Source organism: Streptomyces sp. Y7 (assembly GCF_043195415.1).
Classification (GTDB): Bacteria; Actinomycetota; Actinomycetes; order Streptomycetales; family Streptomycetaceae; genus Streptomyces.
This window is the reverse complement of sequence record NZ_JBIDDQ010000005.1, coordinates 263,163-283,543: the sequence shown is the minus strand read 5'-3', so window position 1 is coordinate 283,543 and position 20,381 is coordinate 263,163. Positions and strand designations below refer to the sequence as shown.

Here is a 20,381-nt window from a genome sequence, read left to right as displayed (position 1 = left end):
ATGACGCGACACCAGAACACGCCCCAGCGCCCTCAACCTCCCACCGGATGGCGGCGTCTGGCGTTCCGGCTGCCCATCCGTCTGTATCACGCCGGGCTGGGGCCACTGCTCGGCGGACGTTTCCTGCTGCTGCGCCACACCGGTCGCAAGTCCGGCCGCGAGCGCCAGGTGGTGCTCGAGGTGGTGTCCCACGACCGCGACACGGACACCTGGACCGTCGCCTCGGGCTTCGGCCCGACATCCGACTGGTACCGGAATCTGCGTCATCGGCCGGAGGCCACCGTCCAGTTCGGCAGGCGACGCTTCCGCGCCACGGCTCACTTCCTGTCGCCGGAGGAAGGCGCCGGAGTCATGGCCGACTACGCCCGTCGGCACCCGCGAGCCGCCCGCCGCCTGGCCTCGCTCATGGGCTTTCCCGTGGCCGACGGCGAGGCCGCCTACCGGCACATCGGTGCGGCCACCCCGTTCGTACGGCTCGAGGGCACGCCCGTGTCCTCCTCACCCTGACCAGAGCGAACCCCGTGCGCGCACCATCTCGGTCAGCGTTTCCTGAATGGTGTCGCGGACCTCGTCCGAGAGCTTGTGGACGAACATCGGGTCCTGAAGCGTCTGCGGGGAGTAGTGGTCGGTCCGGACCGGCTCACCGAACCGGATCGTCCACTTCGTCGGCAGGGGGACGGCGCCCAACGGGCCGAGCAGGGGAAACGCGGGCGTGATCGGGAAGTAGGGCAGCCCGAGACGCCGGGCCAGCGGGCGGGCGTCCGCGATCATCGGGTAGATCTCCTCGGCACCCACGATGGAGCAGGGCACGAGAGGGCTCCCGGTGCGCAGCGCGACGGCCGCGAAGCCGCCCCGGCCGAACCGGCGCAGCCGGTACCTCTCGGTGAACGGCTTGCCCAGCCCCTTGTAGCCCTCGGGCATGACGCCGACCAGCTCGCCGCGCTCCAGCAGCCGCAGTGCGCCGTCCATGCGGGCGGCCGTGTGGCCGGCCTTGCGGGCCAGTGTCCGCAGGACCGGCAGGTCGAAGACCAGGTCGGCGGCGAGAAGCCGCAGCGCCCGGTGCGCGGGGTGATGGTCGCGCAGGGCGATCTGCAGCATGAGCGCGTCCAGCGGCAGCGTTCCGGAGTGGTTGGCCACGACGAGGGCGCCACCCGTGTCCGGTACGTTGTCCAGGCCCTGCACTTCGACGCGGAAGTACTTGCCGTACAGCTGCCTGAAAGGCGCCAGCAGGACGTCGTCGGTGAGTTCGGGGTCGTAGCCGAAGTCGTCCACGCTCTGCTCGTCGGTGAGACAGCGGTCCAGGAGGTCGCGTCCCCGGGCCAGAGCCAGCATGCCCTGGGCGACCGTCTCCATGAACAGGTCCCGGGGGCTCACCCGGTCCTGCGGAGGCTGCCCTTCTCCTCGGCCCGCCTCGTCCATACGGCTCTCGTCCTCTCGGTGCACGAACTCGCGGCAGACGAACTCTCAGTAGACGAACGGCACCAACTTGGCGGTCTTCCCGGAGTACTCGTGGAAGGCGTCGCCGTACCGCTCGGCCAGGTACTTGTCGAGCATGGGGATGTTCAGGAAGGCGAACATGCACGCCATGGTCGCCGGGATGACGAAGGCCCACGGACTGCCCGTCACCAGCGCGAAACCGGTGAAGAGCACGACGTCGCCGAAGTAGTTGATGTGCATGGAGTACTTGAACAAGCCCTCCGTGTAGAGCTTCCCCTTGTGCTCCGGCACCTGCTTCCACAGCTTGCGCTGGTACTCCGAGCCGGTGTTGAGGTACGACCCGACGAGGTAGAGCACGACGCCGAGCCAGGCGAACGCTCCCACGGAGCCGGCGTTGGTGCCGCCCAGATAGGCCATGGTGCCGTGGATGATGACGACCCAGACCCCGACGGTCGCGGCCTCCGACCACTCCATGCTGCGTTTGAGCATGACGAAGGTCGTGGCGACGAACCGGAGCAGGTAGATCGCCGACAGGGCGAGAAGGAGGCCACGGCGGAGCGGCTCGGCGTGGTCGAAGTGGGTGCCGAACCAGTCGGCCACGGTGTCCGTGCCGCCGAACAGGAACCAGGCGGCCATCACCACGGCTGCGGTGTTGCACGTGGTCACCAGCGCCTTCGGGCCGATCGACGTGTCGTACCCGCCGTACATCTCTCACGCTCGCTTTCCGTTGCGGTGGGGGCCTTACGACCGGGCCTTGGCCAGGTTGCCGGTCCGGTTCCTCGGCTCGGCGGCGCGCCTGCCGCGGGTGCCCTTGGTCTCCTTGGGGCCGTTCTCGCCCGCCGGGGCCTGGGGGTCGCCGGGTTCACCGGCCGGGGCGTTCGCGTGGGCGGCGGCCTCCGCCTTGAGGCGGTCGCGCATCTGCAGGAACTTGGCGTTCATCTCGTCGACCGCGATGAGCTTGTTCACGCCGCGTTCGCTCACCTTGGGCTCCTGACGGAGCATGATGCCCACGTCCTGCGGGTCCTGGACGAGCTTCTCCATGAGCAGCGACGCCCGCAGCACCCAGGGCCGCAGCTGCTTGACCGGCACCATGGTCCGCAGCATCGGGTACTCGTACAGCCGCATGATCGCCAGGGTGTTCTCGTCGTCGATGGGGGTGAGCCAGGTGGTGATCTCCAGGAGCCCGGTCTTCACATGCGTCAGGGCAGGGGCCTGGTAGATGAGGTTGAAGTGGGAGCTGTTCCCGGGGTTGTCCTCCTCGCACTGGTCGAAGGTGGAGCGGATGACGGTCCCGTCGACCTCGACCTGGTGGTTCACGATGGTGTTGGCGGCGAGGTAGCGGTCGCGCCCGTCCATCCAGAGGTTGCGCGCGGTGCCGTACATGAAGGTGTAGTCGATGTTGTTCGTCCAGTGATCCCGGTGCACGAAGGTCACGTGGTAGAACTCGAGCAGGCTCTCGATGTAGCGCGTGTAGTGGACGGGCCGGGTCCACGAAATGGTCTCGTAGGGCCTGGGATTGCTGACGAGTTCGGTCGGCAGCTCGATCGCCGGGAGTTCCTCCCGCTCCTGTCCCCACCACAGCCAGACCAGGCCGTGCTCCTCCCGCACCGGGTAGGTCCGCAACTTGAGCGAGGCGGGTATGCGCGCGTCGGCGCCCAGGGCGGGCACCACCTTGCAGGTGCCCTCGGCGTTGAAACGGAAGCCGTGGTAGGGGCATTCGACGGTGTTGCCCTTGAGCCGGCCGTCGGCGATGTTGGCGCCTTTGTGGGGACAGCGCGCCGTCTGGCACACGAGGTTGCCGTCGAGGTCCCGCCACAGGACGAGTTCCTCGCCCATGCGGCGCACCCCGGTCGGCTTGTCGCGCTTGATGTCGGAGGTCTGCAGGATCGGGTACCACTGGTTGGGGATCATCCTGGTGTCTTCCTCTCGTCACCCGCGCCGTGGTGAACCGGGCGGGGTGTAGGGGCGGATGGGCGGCTCCGGCTCAGCCTTCGACGACCTCGGCGACACCGGTGTCGCCGTCGACCATGACCATGTCGCCCGTGTTGATGCGCTGTGTGGCGTACTTGGTGTTGACCACCGAGGGCACGTTGAACTCGCGCGAGACGATCGAACTGTGGGAGAGCATCGATCCGACGTCGGTGACCACGCCGCCGGCGATGGCGAAGAGCGGTGTCCAGGAGGCGTCGGTGTAGCGGGTGACCAGGATCTCCCCCGGCTGGAACTCGTCCGCCTGCCAGACCAGGTCCTCCACGATGCGGGCCCGTCCGACGATGCGTCCCGGACTGGAGCCCAGTCCCTCCAGGCGTGTCCCGCCGGCCGCGGGCCGCACCGACCGGGTCGGGTCGTGCTCGCCGACGAACGTCAGCGGGGGCTCGGGCAGCCGGTTGTGGTAGTCGTGCGCGCGCCGGCGCTCGTCGAGTTCCGTGCGGGGGAACGCCTCGCGGCCCGTGCGCGTCCCGGCCAGGTAGGTCCGGACGTCCTCGAAGTCGAGGTGGGCGACCTCGTCCAGGGAGTGCAGGACGCCTTCCGCGTGCAGCCTGCGCCCGACCTCGTACACCACGTTCCTGACCAGCCAGATCGACGTGATCATGGACATGCGTGTGGTCTCGCGCAGCTCGCTGCACAGGGAGTACAGCGCGATGACCGTCTCGAGGGTCTTGCGCTGGGGCAGCGGCAGCTTCTCCAGCGCCGACCTGGCGTCGCCCTCCGCCCGGGCCCGGCTGCGCCCCATGAGGTCGTCGACGGAGAATCCGTCGGCGGCATAGCGGCGGATCATCTGGAAGAGGTACGAGGGGTCGTCGATCCAGCGCGGATGCGTGAGCTCCATCTCCTGCCGGCCGCGGGTGCCGTTGGCCCGCAGGAACGGTTCCATCTCGGCGTTCCAGAAGGCGCGGCCCTCCTCGTCGGCGCGCAGCCGGCGCGCGACCTCTTCCAGCGGAGTCTCATCGATGATCTTCATGACCCGCGGCCGGGCCCGGGCGGCCTGCGCGACCTTCCAGATCTCCTGCGCGGATGCCACGGTCCGCAGGCTGGACATGTCGGTCTTGAGGCGGTTCTGCAGGTTGTCGCCGTCGGCGCCGAGCCAGCTGCGGCAGAGCTCCGTCAGGACTCCGTAGAAACCGAACGCATTGATGTAGTAGGGCATGTAGCCCACGTGTGCGTCGTGGAAGAAGTCGAGGTAGCGGAGGAGTTCGGCGTTGAGCTCGCGGCGGCTCATCCGGGTGAGGTCCAGTCGCCGGGCGCGGTCGAACTCGTAGAGCCGGGTGGCGACCATCTCCTCGGCGCGGTGCTTCATGGTCAGCATCTCGGTCGCCGTCGACCGCACCCAGTGGAGGGTGGACAGGAGGTCGTCGATGCCGCCGGGGAAGGTGCCGAAGGGGTTCTCGTAGGTGGAGAGGTCGGCTTCCTCGCTGACGAAGCGGCTGGTGAAGTGGCGCTGGTCGCGGGTGGGCAGGCACTGGCCCAGCAGATGGGCGGTGTAGGAGATGTTGAGGTAGACGTGGCCCTGCAGGTAGCCCATGTGCAGGTCGACGTCGCCGGTGTCGCGGACGCCGAGGGCGGCGGCGCAGTCGCGGTGCACGTGCTGCTGGTAGTAGCGGGCGAAGCTCAGGCCCAGCGGTGACATCAGGCCGACGAAGATCTCGCCGATGTCCATCCTGGACCAGAGCGTGCCCTGACGCACCGCGTCCGGTTGCGGTGCGACGTAGGGGCTGTGCTTCTCCTCGGTGGTGTTCTCCCGGGGGCGCGTGGTGATCGGCCTGGTCTGCAGCAGATACAGGGTGCCGTCCCGCAGGGCCCACTCGACGTCCTGCTCGGTGCCGTAGTGGGCACGGACGTCGAGGGCGAGCCGGGCGAGCTCCGTGAGCTGTGCGCGGGTCAGGCACGGGGTGCTGCGGTCGGCGGCGTCGACCTTGGTCATGCCGATGGTGCCGGGGGTCAGGGAGGCGCACTTGGTCACCTTGTAGCGGACGCGCTCCTCGACCACCTCCAGCGTGCGGTCGTCGACGGCGAAGAAGTCGCTGGAGACCCGCCCGGACACCAGGCCCTCTCCCAGACCGCAACAGGCCTCCACGACCAGCCGGTTGGGCTGTCCGCCGACCGGGTCGACGGTGAACAGCACCCCGCTGACGTCGGCGTGGACCATCTCCTGCACGACCACGGCGATCGAGCCCGCGGAGCCGCTGTCCCGGTAGGCCGCGGCGCGGTCGGACCAGAGCGAGGCCCAGCAGGTCTTGACCGCCTCCAGCAGCGCCTCGTCGCCCGAGACGTCCAGGACGGTGTCGTGCTGTCCGGCGAAGGAACGGTCGGCGGAGTCCTCCCGGCAGGCGGACGACCGGACGGCGACCCGCGGGCGGCCCAGGTCCTCGTAGGCGGCGAGGACGGTCCGGGCGATGGTCTCGGGCATCTCCCGGCCGGCGATCAGTGCACGGATGGTCCGGCTGTCCGCGCCGCGCGCCTCGGCGGCGCGGACCTCGGCCGCCAGACCGGTCTCGCGCAGGAACAGGTCGAACAGACCGGTGCTCAGACAGAAGGCGGGCGGGACCGGAAGGCCGGCTTCGATCATCTCGCCCAGCCGGGCGGCCTTGCCCCCGGCGGTCTCGACGGTGGCACCGGTGCGGCCGAGAGTGATCACCAGGTCCGCGTGCGGCGCCTGCGCGGCCGGGGCCGGGATGCTGTCGGTTCGGGTTTCCATGATGAGGTCTCCTGGCCTGTCAGGCGCTGTGGGCGGGAGAGTTGGTGCCGACGAAGGCGCGGAACGGCTGACCGGGAATGATCCGAGTGGCCCGTACGCCGGTGAAGCCGGCCTCCTCCATCTGGGAGACCAGCTCGTCCGCCCGGGGCAGGGGGCCGCCGAAGTCGGCGAAGGTGAACCAGAGGTTGAGCACGTCGAGGCCGAGGTTGCCGCCGCCCTGGCACGACGTGGTGAGCAGCATCCGGCCACCCGGGGCGAGGAGGGACCGAGCCCGTTCGAGCGCCTCGACGCGCTCGGTCTCGGGGAAGTAGTAGATGTTGTTGTGGAGGGTGACCAGGTCGAACTGGGGCTGCAGGTCCAGCTTGCGCAGGTCTCCCTGGCGGGTCTCCACGCGCTCGGTCAGGCCCCATGCGGCCATGTTCTCGGCGGCACGCGCGGCGACCTCCTCCTGGAGGTCGACGGCGACGGCGGTCAGCCGGGGGTTCGACTCGGCGGCGTAGCGCACGTAGGCGCCCGTCCCGCAGCCGATCTCCAGCAGTCGGACCGGGCCGTCGCGGTCGAGGGTCCGGTCGATGGCCGCCTGGACCATCGAGCGCAGCGCCAGGGAGGAGCGTGCGATGACGGTTCCGTCCTGGTCCGCCAGGGAGAAGCGGCGGCCTGCGGAGAGCATGCGGGGCGCGTCCAGCAGTACCGGCACATGGAAGCGCAGGATCTCTTCGAGGGCCGCGGCGACGGCGTCGTTCCCGGGCTGCGCCAGGAGCCTGGCCGTGGGGCTCTTGAGCCGGTAACAGCCCTCGCGGCGCCCCAACTCGCCGAGCCGGACGCCGGTTTCGAGCCAGGCCCGCAGCCGGGGACGGTCGTCCTCGGGGATGTCCAGATACTCGGCGAGGCTCTCCAGGTCGCACGGGCGCACCGCCAGGCACCGCAGGACGCCCGAGCCCGCGGCGGAGGCCAGGAACGCCGCCCGGTACAACGGGTTGACGAGTGCGGTCGAGAGCGTCAGCAGCACCGGGTTGCGCGGGTCGGTGACGATCTTCGCCACGGACAGCGCGTCCATGAGCGGTTCCTCGACCCGGTGTTTGACGTTCCTGGCCAGGCTCAGCAGATCCATGAGGGTTCCCTCTTCGGAGTGGGGAGTCGGTCGGGCGCGTCCGGGGCCGGCCCGCCCGGCTCGTCGGTGAGCCGGGCGAGTTCGTTCCGTATCTCGCGCAGGAGTGCCGGCCACGAGAGGCCGTTGAGGAAGAAGTGGTCGCCCTCCAGGTGGTGGTGGAGGAGGGAGCCGCGGGTGTACGACCGCCAGGCCTCCACGGAGGGGCGCGGCGCGATGGGGTCACGGGTGGCGGAGAACGCGGTCATGGGACAGTCCAGCGGGGCCCGCGGAACCCACCGGTACTCCTCGCACGTGGTCAGGTCGGCGCGCAGCACCGGCAGGCGCCGGTCCAGGTAGGCACTGCCGACGGTGTCGTCGTCACCGAGGCCGCCGAGGGCGCGGACCAGTTGCCGCAGGTCCGCGTCGGACAGGGTCCGGTCGTCGCGGTCGCCGTAGAGGTGGGGCGCCCGGCTCCCGGACACGAACAGGTGCCGAAGGGTGCCGTGTCCTCGCTCGCGCAGCTCGCAGGCGACCTCGTAGGCGAGAAGCGCGCCCATGCTGTGGCCGAACAGGGCGTAGTCGTGGGCGAGTTCGGCCTGCACCAGTGCTTCCGCGATGTCGCGGGCCAGTGGCCGCATGGCCGAGTAGGGCCGCTCGCGCAGCCGCCTTCCGCGCCCGGGCAGCAGGACGGGGACGACGTGCACGTCCGCTCCCAGGCGGGCGTCCCAGCCGCGATACACGGAAGGGGTGCCGCCGGCGTACGGGAAGCAGATCAGTCGGAGAGGCGCGGCCTGGGCTCCGCCGGGCGTGAGCCCCGGGAACCAGCCGACGGCGGGTGGCCGCGGGGCTGTGGCGGGCCCCGGCGGCCGCTCGGTGATGGGCACGTGGATCCTCGCAGTCCTCGGTCGTCACTGTTCGTGGTCTTCGCGGGTGCCGGTGTGCGTGGCGGTCGTTCTCAGCGGGGGACGTGCTTGCGGCCCTCGGGCGAGTTGAGCCAGGCCAGGGTGAGATCCATGGCCTCCTGGAAGCCGACCTCGCTCTTGAAGCCGAAGTCGTCCCGGGCGCGGTCGATGGCGTAGGACTGGTCCCGGTCGAAGAGATGGACGGCGTGCCGGGTGAGCACCGGGCGGGCCTTGACGCCCAGGGCGCCGTAGATCCGCTCGGACGCCGTGGCCACACCGCGCGCCAGCGGCGTGGGCAGGCTGAAGGCCGGCGGCCGCACGCCCAGGCCCTGCGCCAGGGCCTCCACGTACTCGCGCCAGGTCGTCAGATCGGCGTCGCGCAGGTTGTACGTCCGGCCGGCCGCGGTCTCGGAGGTGCAGGCGGCGATCATGCCGTCGACGAGGTTGCCCACGTAGACGAGTCCGGCCGGCACGTCCCCCCGGCGGATGTAGACCATCTGCCGGCTCAGCAGGAGGGTCGCGATCTCGATCACGAAGTCCTTGCTGCGCGGCCCGTAGACCGAGACCGGCCGCACGACGGTCAGGGGCAGTCCGGTTCGCTCGGCCGTCTCCCGCACGGCGCGTTCGCCGAGCACCTTGCTGCGGTTGTACGGCAGGCCGATGTCCCGCGGTTCCGCGGACTCGTCGCAGGGCGTGACCGGGTAGCCGTAGACGTCGGTGGTGCTGACGTGCAGGAAGCGTTCGACGGTGCCCGCGTGGTGTGCCGCCTCGACGAGGCGGCGGCTGCCGTCGACGTTGACGCTCCGGAATTCCTCCCAGGGGCCCCAGTCGGCGGACATCCCGGTGCAGTTGTAGACGTGCCGCACGCCGGCCGTCGCGCGGCGCAGGCTGTCGGGGTCGCCGAGGTCACCGGTGGCGATCTCGACGTCGACGCCGGCGAAGGCGGAGCGGTCGCTGCCGTCGCGGACCAGCACCCGTACCCGGTGGCCGTGTTCGGCGAGCCGCCGGGCCAGGTGTCCCCCGATGAAGCCGCTCGCGCCCGCGACCAGGACGTCCGCGCCGGAGTCGCGGGGAGTGACGTGCGGGTGTCGCGTTACCGTCTCCGGCACGGAGTCGGACGCGGTGGCGCCGGGCGCGGTCCGCTCCGTCGCGCCGGGGGCCGTGGGTGAGGTCTCGGTCTCGTGGTCCGCCATGGCGCGCCCCAGGATGTCGAGGGAATGTTCCAGGTCTTCTTCGCTGTGGTCGGCGTTGATGAAGAACCGCAGGCGGCACTCGTCGCGGGCGACGGCCGGGTAGCCGATGGGCATCACGTTCACGCCCCGCTCCAGCAGGGTGTTGGACAGCGTCATGGTCTTCTCCCAGTCGCCGATGATGACCGGGATCACCGCGGACGCGCGGGAGACGCCGATGTCGAGGCCGCGGGCCCTGGCCTCGTCGCGGAAGTGCTCGGCCAGGCGCCGTACCCGGGCCACCCGCTGCGGATCGTCCCTGACGACCCGGATCGCCTCCAGGGCCGCGGCCGTGTTCGCCGGGGAGATCCCGGTGCTGAAGATGTGCAGCGGCGCGGTGAACCGGAGGTACTCGATGAGCGGGCGGCGGGCGGCGATGTAGCCGCCGAGGCTGCCGAGGGCCTTGCTCAGCGTGCCCATCCACAGGTCGACGTCGTGGCGGTCGACGCCGAAGTACTCACCGACGCCCCGGCCCGTACGCCCCAGTACGCCGATGGAGTGCGCCTCGTCGATCATCAGCATCGCGCCGTGGCGCTTCTTGACCTCGATGAACCGGAGCAGGTCGGGGATGTCGCCGTCCTGGCTGTAGGCGCCCTCGATGAGCACGAGGGCCCGGCGGTGGTGCGCGCGCAGCGAGCCCAGCATCGAGTCCAGGGCCCGCCAGTCGTTGTGCGGGAACGGCCTGCGCCGCGCCCCGGACAGGATGGCGCCGCGTACGGCACTGTCGTGGATCCACTCGTCGTGCAGGACCAGGTCCTCGGGGCCGAGGATGTGGCCGATCGTCGCCACGTTGGTGGCATGGCCCCCGGCGAAGACGATCGCGTCCTCGGTGCCGAGGAAGGAGGCGATCTCGGCATCCAGTTCGTGGTGCAGCGGCGTCTCGCCGAACAGCAGTGGCGTCGCCGAACTGGACGTGCCGTAGTGGTCGATGGCCTCCTGCGCCGCCTTGCGGACGCGCGGGTGGTGGGAGAGCGCGAGGTAGTTGAAGGACGCGAAGTTGAGCACGGTACGGCCCTCGACGGTGGCGCGTCCCGCGTTGTGTCCCTCGTGGACACGGCCGTACGGGTTGGCGCCGCTCGACCTGGCCTGGCCCAGCCTGCCCTGCAGTTCCGCGTACTCGGCCCACTCCTCGAACTCCCGTTCCTGGCGGACCGCGGGGGCAGGACGGCTCGTCGCGGCCGGTCCGTTCGTGGGCTCCCGGCGGGGTTCGGGCGAGGGTGCACCGCTCGCGACGGCCGGTGCCGTCCGGGGGAGCAGGTCCGCCAGCTCCCGGACGCTGGGGTCCTCGGACAGCGACTCCCGGTGCCGTTCCAGGCATCCGGGGAACGCGCGGGCCAGCGCCCGCTCCAGTTCGGTGCGCATCAGCGAGTCGAAACCGAGGTCCCGGCCCAGGTGCGCGTCGAGGGAGATCTGGTCGACGGGGAAGGCACACACCCGCGCGACGTGTTCGAGGAGCACCCGGCGTGTGTCGGGCTCGCCGGCGGGTGCGGGGGCGGCGTCAGCGCCCTCGTGCCGCGCGGCTGTGCCGGTCGCGTCGGTCGCGGGATCCCGCATGTCCGGCACCTCCTGCGTGGGCGGCGTGAACCAGTACGACTGCCGTTCGAAGACCGTGTGCGGTACGGGCACGCGCGCTCGCCGGTGTCCCTCGTCGAGCGCCGCCCAGTCCACCTCGCCGCCGGCGCAGTGGAGGCGGCCGAGCGACTGCAGGAGGGTCTCCCAGTCGGAGCTGCCCGCCGGGCCGCCCCTGCGCAGCGAGGGCAGCCACAGCAGCGGGTTCTCGCTGTCCGGGGAGGTCGTCGTGCGGGCCAGATTGAGCAGGGTGGGGTGCGGGCCGATCTCGACGAAGGCGTCACAGCCCAGGCGGCGCAGCGTCGCGAATCCGTCGGCGAAGCGGACCGTGCCGAGCATGTGCTCCGCCAGGTCGTCGGCGCCGATGCGTCCGGTGATCTGCTCGCCGGTGCCGTCGAAGATCCACGGGATGTTGGGCTCCGCGAACCTCACGGCCTGGGCCGCCTCCCGCAGCGGTCCCGCCGCACCGGCCATCAGCGGGGAGTGGAAGGCGTGTGAGACGGCCAGCGGCCGCACCACGACGGACCTGTCCTGGAGCAGGGAGCGGGCTTCGTCGATCTCCTCCCGGGCCCCGGACAGGACCAGGTGGCCGGGACCGTTGACGGCGGCCGGCGAGACGGAGGCGAAGGTGTCGGCCACCGCGTGGATCACGTCCGCCGCCCCGACGCACGCGATCATCGCGCCGTCGCCCGGCTGGTCGTCCATGTGCCGACCGCGTATCGCCGCCAGCGTCAGCGCGTCCTCCAGTGACATCACACCGGCCACGCACGCGGCGCCGTACGCCCCGATGCTGTGGCCGAGCAGCGCGGCCGGCCGCACGCCCAGCGACATCCACACCTCGGCGAGGGCCACCTCCAGCGCCACCAGGGCGGGTTGGCAGTAACGGGTGCCGCGCAGCCGGGCTCCGCCGGCGTCGGCGAAGAGCAGTTCCGGCAGCGGCACGCCGAGGTGGGGACGCAGCACGCCGTCGGCGCGGTCGATGGTGCGGGCGAAGCCGCCGTGGGTGTCGTAGAGCCCCTTGCCCATGCCGGTGTACTGGGTGCCCTGACCGCTGAAGAGGAAGGCCGTCCGCGGCGCGGGTCCGGCCCGGAGCCGGTCGCGGACCACGGCGGTCGACGCCTCGCCGCGGACCAGGGCGTCGAGGGCGCTGTCCAGTGCCTCGGCGGAGCCGCCGATGGCGACGGCCCGGTGGCCGAGGCGGGCGCGGCCCGTGTTCGCCGTGTGGCACAGGTCGGCGATGTCCGCGTCCGGGCGGGCGGCCAGGTGGGTGCGCCACTTCTGCGCCAACGCGGTGAGTGCCGCCGGTGTGTGGGCCGAGAGGCACAGCGCGTGCACCGGGCGCTTCGGCGCGGGCGTCTCGACCCGGGCCGGCTCGGGGGGCGCTTCGAGAATCAGGTGCGCGGTGGCGCCGCCGAACCCGAAGGAGCTGACGGCGGCCCGTGCCGGGGTCCCTTCGGGAAGGCTGGTGAGCCGGGTCGGCACGTCGAGGGCCGCGCCGCTCACCAGATGGCGGTTCGGGGTGCGCAGGTGCAGGGTCGGTGGCACCTGGCGGTGGCGCACGACGTGCGCCGCCTTGATCAGGCCGGCGATGCCCGCGGCCGCTTCCAGGTGACCGATGTTGGTCTTGACCGAGCCGACGAGGCAGGGTTCGCCGTCCGCGCGGTCGCGGCCGTAGACGGCCGCCAGCGCCTCCCACTCGACGGGGTCGCCCAGTGCGGTTCCGGTGCCGTGGGCCTCGACGTAGTGGACCTCACCGGGAGTCAGGTCGGCCTGGTCCAGGGCCTGTTCACAGACGGCTCGTTGCGCCGAGCCCTTCGGAGCCGTCAGACCGTTGCTGCGGCCGCCGTGTCCCGTCGCGGAGCCCCGGATCACGGCGTGGATCCGGTCGCCGTCGGCCAGTGCGGCGGTGAGGGGCTTGAGCAGGACGAGGCCCGCGCCCTCGCCGCGCGCATAGCCGTCGGCGGAGTCGTCGAAGGTGCGGCAACTGCCCTGCGGCGACAGCATGCCGCCCGCGGCGAAGGCCACGGAGAGCCCCGGCGTGACCATGAGGTTCACACCACCGGCGAGCGCCGCCGCGCACTCCCCGCGGCGCAGGCTGTCACAGGCGAGGTGGACGGCCAGCAGGGACGACGAGCACGCCGTGTCGACGGCGAGGCTCGGACCGTGCAGGTCGAGCGTGTACGACAGCCGGTTCGCGGCGATGGAGTGGGCGTTGCCGGTGGCGCCGTGGACGTCGATGGCCTCCGGTCGGCTCATCTGCAGCTCGGAGTAGTCGTGGCTGCTGATGCCGACGAAGACTCCGGTGGCGCTGCCCGCGAGCCGCCCCGGGTCGAGGCCCGCGTCGTCCAGGGTCTGCCAGGCGACTTCGAGGAGCACCCGTTGCTGCGGGTCCGTGCGGCCGGCCTCCCTCGCCGACATGCCGAAGAAGGGGGCGTCGAACTCGTCGACGCGGTCGAGGAAGCCGCCGTGGGCCGGCGCGTTCACCCGGCCGGCGTCCCAGCGGTCGCGGGGCACCTCGGTGATCGCGTCACGGCCGTCCACGAGGAGACGCCAGAAGCTGTCCGCGTCGGGGGCCCCGGGGAAGCGGCAGCCGACCCCGACGATGGCGATGGGCTCGCCCGCGCCGCCGTCCCCCGCCGCGCGCGTGGCCGGCTCCCGCACCTGGTCGAGGCAAGCACCCGCGACCGGGGCGTCCGCGCCCTGCGCAACGGGTACCGCCGGGGGCGCGTGTCCGTCCGCTCGCCGCGCAACGGGCACCGCCGGGGCCGGGCGTTCGGCAGCACCCCGCGCAAGGGGCACCGCAGTGGCCGGGTGTTCGGCAGCGCCCCGCGCAACGGGCACCGCCGGGGCCGGGCGTTCGTCCGCGCCCCGCGCAAGGGGCACCGCCGGGGCCGGGCGGTCGTCCGCACCCCGCCCAACGGGCACCGCCGGGGCCGGGTGTTCCGTGCCGAGGTGTCGGGCCAGGGCTCGTACCGACGGGTGGTCGAAGACCGCGCCGGTGGTGACCTCACGCCCCGTCACCTGGCCGAGTTCGGTCGCGATCTCCACCGCCTGCCTCGAGTCCAGGCCCAGGGACGCCAGCGGCCTCGTGGCGTCGATCGTCTCCGCCGGCAGTCCCAGACGGCCCGCGATGCGCTGGATGAGCCAGCCCTCGATGGCCTCGGCCCCGTGCGGCGCGGTCCGCCGCGCGTCGTCGGCGGGCGCGGGGCCGGGCAGCGCGGTGTCCGCCCCGGGCCGCTCGCCGAGGAGGAGGGCGATCAAGGTGTCGACGCGTGGCCGCACGAGCAGTTCACCGATCGGGATCGCGATGCCGAGCCGCTGCTCCAGATCGCGCACGGTGGTCAGCAGCGCCGGGTAGTCGAGATCCAGCTCGGCGAACGTCCAGTCGGTGATGTCCGGGGCGTCGTCCGCCGGGGAGAGGCCGGTCAGCGCCTCGGTGACCGAGTCGATCACCAGGCGCCCGCGTCGGCCGTCGGGCGCCCCGGTGAGCGCCCCGCCGCGGGCCGGGACCTCGGTGTCCCGCGTGACGCTGGCCGCGATCGAGGTGAGCCTCAGGTCGAGGAAGTCCCGCTTGGACGCCTGGCGTTGCACCTTGCCGCTGGTCGTCTTGTGCACGGTCGACCGCTTGAGCAGGAGGACGGCATGGGGTGTGACGTCGTGCGCCTCGGCGATGGCGGTGCGCAGCCGCGCCAGCAGCGCGGGCGCGTCCGCCACGCGCCGGCCCTCGACCTCGTAGGCGACGACCATCTGCTCGGCGCCGTCCACCTCCACCGAGAACACGGCGCCACTGCCCGTGCGCAGTGACGCGTCGGTCCGCTCCGCGGTGAGCTCGATGTCGTGCGGGTAGTGGTTGCGGCCCTGCACGATGACGACGTCCTTGGTACGGCCGACGACGTACAGGTCACCGTCGCGCAGGAAGCCGAGGTCGCCGGTGCGCAGGTGGGGTGTGTCGTCCTCCCCCTCGATCAGGGCCCGGAACGCCTCGTCGGTGGCCTCGGGCCGACGCCAGTAGCCGTGGGCGACGTTGCCGCCGGCGATCCAGATCTCTCCGATCCGGTCCCGTGTCGTGATCCGTCGCCGTGTGCCGGGGTCGACGATCGCGATGTCCACGCCGTCGACGGCCGGGCCGCATCCGACGACCTCGGTCACCAGGCCGTCGTCCGCCCCGGCCACGGGCTGCACCGTGCCGTCCCCCAGGGCCCGGGACGCGAAGGTGCCGACGGTGGGCGCCACGTCGGCCGGCACACCGGTCACCATCAGCGTCGCCTCGGCGAGGCCGTAGCACGGCAGGAGGGCGCTTTCCCGGAAGCCGCAGGAGGCGAAGCGGTCGGTGAAGCGCCGCAGGGTGTCGGCGCGCACCGGCTCGGCGCCGTTCAGCGCCAGCCGCCAGTGGCTCAGGTCCAGGCCCTCGCACTGCTCGTCCGTGATCCTCCGGACGCTGTGCTCGAAGCCGAAGTTGGGCGCGACGCTGGTGGAGGCCCGTGTGCGGGACAGTGTCTCCAGCCACAGCAGCGGCTGCCGTACGAAGGACATGGGCGCCATCAGATGCGCGGGGAACCCCCCGTACAGCGGGGTCAGGATGCCGCCGATGAGACCCATGTCGTGGTACGGCGGCAGCCAGGAGACCATGGCCGAGTCGGCGTCGTGCCTCAGCCGCCGGTGGATGGCGCGGAGGTTGTGCATCAGGTTGTCGTCGCCGACCATGACGCCTTTGGGGGACGACGTCGAACCCGAGGTGTACTGGAGGAAGGCCGTTGCCTGCCCCGAGGGCCCCGGGGCGCGCCAGTCGTCGGCGCCGGTGGTGCCGAGGCCGTCGGTCACCAGCAGGCGCAGGCCCCCCAGGCCGAGCGCGGCGAGTTCGTCGTGCCGGTCGGCCATGAAACGGGAGATCTCCCCGGTCGTCAGCGCGTGCGTGGCCCTGGCGTCCCGGGCGATCGCGGCAAGACGGGGCATGGTCTGGCCGAAGCGCCGGATGTCCGGTGGGTACGCCGGTACGGCGACGGCGCCCGCGTACAGACAGCCCAGGAAGGCGGCGACGTAGTCGAGCCCCGGCGGGTGGAGCAGCAGGACGGGCTTGCCGGCCAGGTTCTCGCGCTGCAGGACGACGGCCACCGCCCGCACGCGCAGATCGAGTTCGCGGTAGGTGAGCGACTCGCCGTCGCTGCCGGCGCCGGTGAGGAAGCGGTACGCGAGGGCGTCCGGGCGCTGTTCGCAGTGGTGTCGCACGAGCCCGGCAACTGTCCTCGGTTCCTCGTCCCGGCGGGAAGTGTCCCTCGGGCCTTGGTTCATGAGCGTCTCCGTCACTTTCCGGGCAGAGCCCGCGCGGGCCGGGCCGCGCCGGCGGTTTCGCACAGCCGGCGGTAGTCCGTCTTGCCGTTGGCGTTGCGCGGCAGCGCCTCCAGGCGGGTCGCCGTCTGCGGGAGCATGTAGCGGGGCAGATACCGCGCGCAGTGCCGCTTGATCTCGATGAGGCCCGGCCCCGGACCGGCGGTCCGCAGCGTGTAGTAGAGGGCGATTCGCCGGTCGTCGCTCTGCGTGTCGACGACCACGGCGGCGGAGGAGATGTCCGGGTGCCGGAGCGCGGCGGCTTCTATCTCGCCCAGTTCGACGCGGTAGCCGGAGAGTTTCACCATGCGGTCCTTGCGGCCGCGGTAGACGAGTTCGCCCTGTTCGTAGCTGACGAGATCACCGGTGGCGTGGCGGCCCTTCCAGTGGTCCGCGGCCGCGGGCTCGGTCTCCCGGCGCCAGTAGCCGGGCGTGACACAGTCGCCTTCCACGACCAACTCGCCGAAGGCGTCCTGCCCGTCGAGCACGCGCCCGTCCTCGTCGACGACAAACACCCGGGCGCCGGTGACCGGGAGGCCGATCGGTACGGGTTCGTCGCGTGTCAGGTCCTCGGGGCTGACGCGGTGGTAGGTGCAGACGTTGGTCTCCGTGGGGCCGTACAGGTTGTACAGCTCCGTTCCGGCGGGCAGCAGCGCGGTCAGCGCCCGCAGCTGCCGGATCGGGAAGACCTCGCCGGCGAACAGGACGTAGCGCAGGCTGCGTGCGGTCTCGGGGGTGAGCGCTCCGGACGCGGTGAGCAGGTGCAGCACCGACGGCACCGAGTACCACACGGTGACGCCGTGCTCGCGGATGCCCGCGGCGAGCGCGGCGGTGTCGCGTGTCCGGTCGTCGGCGACGATCCAGACGCGCGCCCCGGCCGACAGGGCGGTGAACAGGTCGAACGTGGACAGGTCGAAGTTGAACGAGGCGTGGTTGGCGAAGACGTCGTCCGGGCCCACGAGCAGCTCGGCACGCGCCCACCGGATGAAGTTCGCCAGATTGCGGTAGCTGATTCGGACGCCCTTGGGCGTGCCCGTGGATCCGGAGGTGTAGAGGATCGAGGCGAGGTCGTCGCGGTCCACGCCGGGCAGGAACACGATGTGCCGCGCGGCGCCGGCGGCGAAGTCCTCCCAGGTCTCCACGCGGGCCCCGGCGCCGTCCGCCGCGGGCAGGGGACGCGATGGCCGGTCGGCCGTGTCCTGCGACACGACGACCGTCCTGACCGAGCCCGGCAGTTCGAGGCCGGCCAGCAGCTCCCAGTGGTGGCGGTCGGTGAAGAGGACCAGCGGTTCGCAGTCGGCGAGGATGGTGCGGACCCGGCTCGCCGGCTGGCCGCCGTCGAGGGGGACGTAGACGCATCCGGCCTGCAGGGTGGCGAGGATCGCCTCCGCGTAGCGCGGCTGCTTGTCCATCCAGATCGCCACGCGGTCGCCGACCGCGGCGCCGATGCCGAGCAGCCCCGAGGCCACGGCGGCAACGCCGGCCTGCAGTTCGCCGTAGGTCACCGTCCGCTCCCCCACGAGGGCGGGACGGGCCGACTGCGCCGGTGAGAGGGACCGTGGCAAACGGATCAGCGCGGTGTCGGACTGGCTCGTCGTGTGCGTCATGTCTGCTCCCGTCACCGTCGCCTCACGCCGCCGAGGGCAGTACACCGACCTCGCGGGCCGACTCGACGAAGATGCCCGCGGCGTTCTCCAGGTCCTCCCGCGTGTGCTCGCAGGTGACGCTGACGCGCAGTCGGGCGTCGCCGAGCGGCACGCCGGGGAAGACCACCGTCTGGCAGTAGAGTCCGCGGGCCCGTACCGCCCGGCCCATCTCCATGGCCTTGCGCTCGTCGCCGATGACGATGGGCAGGATGGCGCTCCGCGTGTTCTCCAGGTCGAAGCCGGCGTCGGCCAACTGGCCGTGCAGCAGCCGGATGTTGGACCACAGCCGCGTGATCCGCTCGGGTTCCGACTCGATGACGTCGATCGACGCGATCAGTCCCGCGGCCACTCCGGCCGGGATGTTGGCGGCGAACACGTACGAGTTCGAGTAGAAGCGGAGGTACTCGACGACCTCTTCCTCGCCGACGACGAAGCCGCCCATGCCCGCCAGCGTCTTGCTCATCGTGCCGAGTTCGAGGTCGACCTCGCCCTTGAGGCCGAAGTGCTCTGCCGTGCCGGAGCCCCGCTCGCCGAGGACGCCGGTGGCGTGGGCGTCGTCGATCATGATCCTGGCGTCGTACTCCTTCGCCAGGCGGACGATCTCGGGCAGGTCGCAGATGTCGCCGTGCATGCTGAACACACCGTCGGCGACGATCAGCCGGCCCCCGGACCGGTCGTCGGCACGCTTGAGGATCCGCTCCAGGTCCGCCATGTCGTTGTGCTGGTAGATCTTGCGGATGCCGCCCGAGAGCCGGGCTCCGTCGGCGATGCTCATGTGGTTGAGCCGGTCGACCACGAGGGTGTCGTAGCTCTTGACGAGCGCGGAGATCGCACCCAGGTTCGCGGCGTAGCCACCGGGATAGACGATGCAGGCCGGGCGTTGTTTGAAGGCCGCGAGCCGGCGTTCCAGCTCCTTGTGGAGCGTGTTGGTGCCACCGATGAAGCGGGAGCCGGTGTGGGTCGCCCCGTAGCGGCGGGTGGCGTCGCACACCGCCTCGATCACCTCGGGGTGGTTGGCGAGGCCGAGGTAGTTGTTGGAGGCGAACATGAGGAACTCGCGTTCGCGGCCTTCGAGTTCGTCGAAGATGACGGCCCGGTTGCCGCACCGGGAGCGCAGCGGCATCCCGTACCAGTAGAGCCGTTCGGCCTCGCGCCGCCGCAGGTACGTGCCGAAGGTGCGGGTCTTGGCGAACAGGTCCGGGCTGCGCTCCTCCACGAAGTCCTTCATGGAGCGGCCGTCCCACTCCGCCGGGTACCCGGCGGGTCCGTCGCCCTCCTCCGGCGCGATGAGCGGGGCGGGACCGACGGACGGCGGCCGGTGGGCGGAGTCGGTCTTCTCGCTCGCGGAGCGCAGCCCGGCCGCGAGTGCGCGCAGGGACGTCACGCCGGTCGGGTCCATCGCGCCGTCGGCGAGGCCGAGTTCACGTGCGGCGTCGGCGACGATCGAGGCGAGGACGACGGAGTCGATGCCGAGCTCGCTCTCCAGGTCGGCGTCGACGGGCAGCTGGTGAAGCTGGTACTGGGTGTGCCGTTGTGCCGCGGCGACCACCGTCTCCAGCACCGCGTCGGCGTGCGGTCCGGCAGGACCGGCGTCGCCGCCCAGGGCCTGCTCGACGGCGTCGACGAGTTCCCGGATCGTCGTGGGGCCTTCGGCCAGCGGCGGGCTCAGGGTGAAGTGTTCGTTGACCGACGCCAGGATGGATTCGAGGATCACCGAGTCGATCCCGAGGTCCGCCTCGAAGTGGCTGTCGGGCAGGAGGTAGGACTCGTCGTACAGCGTGCGCGAGGCGACGATGTCCAGGATCTGGCGGTGGACGGCTCCCCCGTGCCGGGTGTCCCCCGTGGTGTTCGTCATCGGACGCCCTCCTCCTGACGCCGGAGCCGTTCGACGAGGGACGCGATCGCGTCGACGGTCCGGAAGTTGGCCGGGGAGACCTCCCGCAGCGGAACGGTGATCCGGAAGCGGTCCTGCAGGTAGTGCACGAGGGAGAAGATGTCCGCCGAGTCGATGATGTTGAGTTCGGCGAGGGGGACCTGCCCGTCGAGGCCGTCGGCGTCGCCGTCGAGCCAGACGTCGGCGATGTGGTCGATGATTGACTGCTGGGTGCTCATGGTCGTCCTCGGCTGTGTGTCCGGCAGCCCTTGGCCGGGTTGCCACGGGTCGACGGCGGCGGTGGCGGGTGGGGTGCGTGCGGTCATGACGAGGCCGTGGTGGTGGTCTGCCGTTCCAGCAGCTCGGCGACCTGGCTGATCGTGTCGCCGGGTGAGGCGGCGTCGTCGTCGAGGTGCACGCCGAGTTCCGACTGGATCACCAGGAGCAGTTCCACGAGGAACAGGGAGTCCATGTCGAGGTCCTCGAACGTGGTGTCCGGGCCGATCTCGGCGCGGTCCACCTCGAAACGGTCGACGAGAAGGCCGACCAGCCTGCCGTACATCGCACTCATGGCTGAGCTCCTGCTCTCTGTCGTTCTCGGTCGGAGGCCGGAT

General features: G+C 71.5%; 12 protein-coding genes. 1 reads left to right on the top strand and 11 read right to left on the bottom strand.

What is annotated here, in order from left to right; genetic code table 11:
- On the top strand, positions 1-507 hold the full coding sequence (locus ACGFW6_RS16700; protein ID WP_393509464.1) for a nitroreductase family deazaflavin-dependent oxidoreductase: 507 nt from the start codon (positions 1-3) through the stop codon (positions 505-507).
- On the opposite strand, the gene ACGFW6_RS16695 is transcribed toward ACGFW6_RS16700, so the two are convergent.
- The 11 genes from ACGFW6_RS16695 to ACGFW6_RS16645 form a co-directional block, all read right to left on the bottom strand.
- Entirely contained in the window at positions 499-1,353 is an 855-nt protein-coding gene (locus tag ACGFW6_RS16695) for a lysophospholipid acyltransferase family protein (RefSeq protein WP_393509892.1), read from the bottom strand. The two genes, ACGFW6_RS16700 and ACGFW6_RS16695, sit on opposite strands and share 9 nt — an antisense overlap.
- A 111-nt stretch (positions 1,354-1,464) precedes the next feature.
- Positions 1,465-2,145: a DUF1295 domain-containing protein gene (locus tag ACGFW6_RS16690; RefSeq protein ID WP_393509461.1), complete on the bottom strand. Its 681-nt coding sequence runs from the start codon at positions 2,143-2,145 to the stop codon at positions 1,465-1,467.
- A gap of 33 nt (positions 2,146-2,178) precedes the next feature.
- Positions 2,179-3,348, bottom strand: a complete 1,170-nt coding sequence (locus tag ACGFW6_RS16685) for a Rieske 2Fe-2S domain-containing protein (RefSeq protein ID WP_393509458.1) — start codon at positions 3,346-3,348, stop codon at positions 2,179-2,181.
- A gap of 73 nt (positions 3,349-3,421) precedes the next feature.
- Positions 3,422-6,133 (bottom strand): PEP/pyruvate-binding domain-containing protein, encoded by a 2,712-nt coding sequence (locus ACGFW6_RS16680; RefSeq protein WP_393509455.1) that lies wholly within the window; start codon positions 6,131-6,133, stop codon positions 3,422-3,424.
- A 19-nt stretch (positions 6,134-6,152) separates the two neighbouring features.
- Complete coding sequence (locus ACGFW6_RS16675) at positions 6,153-7,244, bottom strand: SAM-dependent methyltransferase (RefSeq protein ID WP_393509452.1); 1,092 nt, start codon at positions 7,242-7,244, stop codon at positions 6,153-6,155.
- The gene (locus ACGFW6_RS16670; RefSeq protein ID WP_393509449.1) at positions 7,232-8,107 is read right to left on the bottom strand and encodes a thioesterase II family protein; all 876 of its coding nucleotides are present in this window, start codon (positions 8,105-8,107) and stop codon (positions 7,232-7,234) included. The genes ACGFW6_RS16675 and ACGFW6_RS16670 overlap by 13 nt, the downstream gene beginning before the upstream one ends.
- Before the next feature lie 71 nt (positions 8,108-8,178).
- Positions 8,179-16,212 carry an aminotransferase class I/II-fold pyridoxal phosphate-dependent enzyme gene (locus tag ACGFW6_RS16665; RefSeq protein ID WP_393509446.1) on the bottom strand — a complete coding sequence of 2,678 codons (8,034 nt, stop codon included), beginning with the start codon at positions 16,210-16,212 and terminating at the stop codon, positions 8,179-8,181.
- Between the two features lie 11 nt (positions 16,213-16,223).
- Entirely contained in the window at positions 16,224-17,855 is a 1,632-nt protein-coding gene (locus ACGFW6_RS16660; protein WP_393509443.1) for a D-alanine--poly(phosphoribitol) ligase, read from the bottom strand.
- 22 nt (positions 17,856-17,877) lie between these two features.
- Positions 17,878-19,749 carry an aminotransferase class I/II-fold pyridoxal phosphate-dependent enzyme gene (locus tag ACGFW6_RS16655; RefSeq protein WP_393509440.1) on the bottom strand — a complete coding sequence of 624 codons (1,872 nt, stop codon included), beginning with the start codon at positions 19,747-19,749 and terminating at the stop codon, positions 17,878-17,880.
- Positions 19,746-20,093 carry an acyl carrier protein gene (locus ACGFW6_RS16650; RefSeq protein ID WP_393509437.1) on the bottom strand — a complete coding sequence of 116 codons (348 nt, stop codon included), beginning with the start codon at positions 20,091-20,093 and terminating at the stop codon, positions 19,746-19,748. The genes ACGFW6_RS16655 and ACGFW6_RS16650 overlap by 4 nt, the downstream gene beginning before the upstream one ends.
- The gene (locus ACGFW6_RS16645; protein WP_393509431.1) at positions 20,090-20,338 is read right to left on the bottom strand and encodes an acyl carrier protein; all 249 of its coding nucleotides are present in this window, start codon (positions 20,336-20,338) and stop codon (positions 20,090-20,092) included. Before ACGFW6_RS16645 ends, ACGFW6_RS16650 begins: the two co-directional genes overlap by 4 nt.
- Between the last annotated feature and the right edge of the window lie 43 nt (positions 20,339-20,381).

Excerpts from the sequence above, each read along its gene's own strand:
- ACGFW6_RS16645 (WP_393509431.1), bottom strand. The coding sequence starts at position 20,338 with ATGAGTGCGATGTACGGCAGGCTGGTCGGCCTTCTCGTCGACCGTTTC.
- ACGFW6_RS16665 (WP_393509446.1), bottom strand. The coding sequence starts at position 16,212 with ATGAACCAAGGCCCGAGGGACACTTCCCGCCGGGACGAGGAACCGAGG.
- ACGFW6_RS16675 (WP_393509452.1), bottom strand. The coding sequence starts at position 7,244 with ATGGATCTGCTGAGCCTGGCCAGGAACGTCAAACACCGGGTCGAGGAA.
- ACGFW6_RS16700 (WP_393509464.1), top strand. The coding sequence starts at position 1 with ATGACGCGACACCAGAACACGCCCCAGCGCCCTCAACCTCCCACCGGA.
- ACGFW6_RS16660 (WP_393509443.1), bottom strand. The coding sequence starts at position 17,855 with ATGACGCACACGACGAGCCAGTCCGACACCGCGCTGATCCGTTTGCCA.
- ACGFW6_RS16685 (WP_393509458.1), bottom strand. The coding sequence starts at position 3,348 with ATGATCCCCAACCAGTGGTACCCGATCCTGCAGACCTCCGACATCAAG.
- ACGFW6_RS16680 (WP_393509455.1), bottom strand. The coding sequence starts at position 6,133 with ATGGAAACCCGAACCGACAGCATCCCGGCCCCGGCCGCGCAGGCGCCG.
- ACGFW6_RS16650 (WP_393509437.1), bottom strand. The coding sequence starts at position 20,093 with ATGACCGCACGCACCCCACCCGCCACCGCCGCCGTCGACCCGTGGCAA.
- ACGFW6_RS16695 (WP_393509892.1), bottom strand. The coding sequence starts at position 1,353 with ATGGAGACGGTCGCCCAGGGCATGCTGGCTCTGGCCCGGGGACGCGAC.
- ACGFW6_RS16655 (WP_393509440.1), bottom strand. The coding sequence starts at position 19,749 with ATGACGAACACCACGGGGGACACCCGGCACGGGGGAGCCGTCCACCGC.
- ACGFW6_RS16690 (WP_393509461.1), bottom strand. The coding sequence starts at position 2,145 with ATGTACGGCGGGTACGACACGTCGATCGGCCCGAAGGCGCTGGTGACC.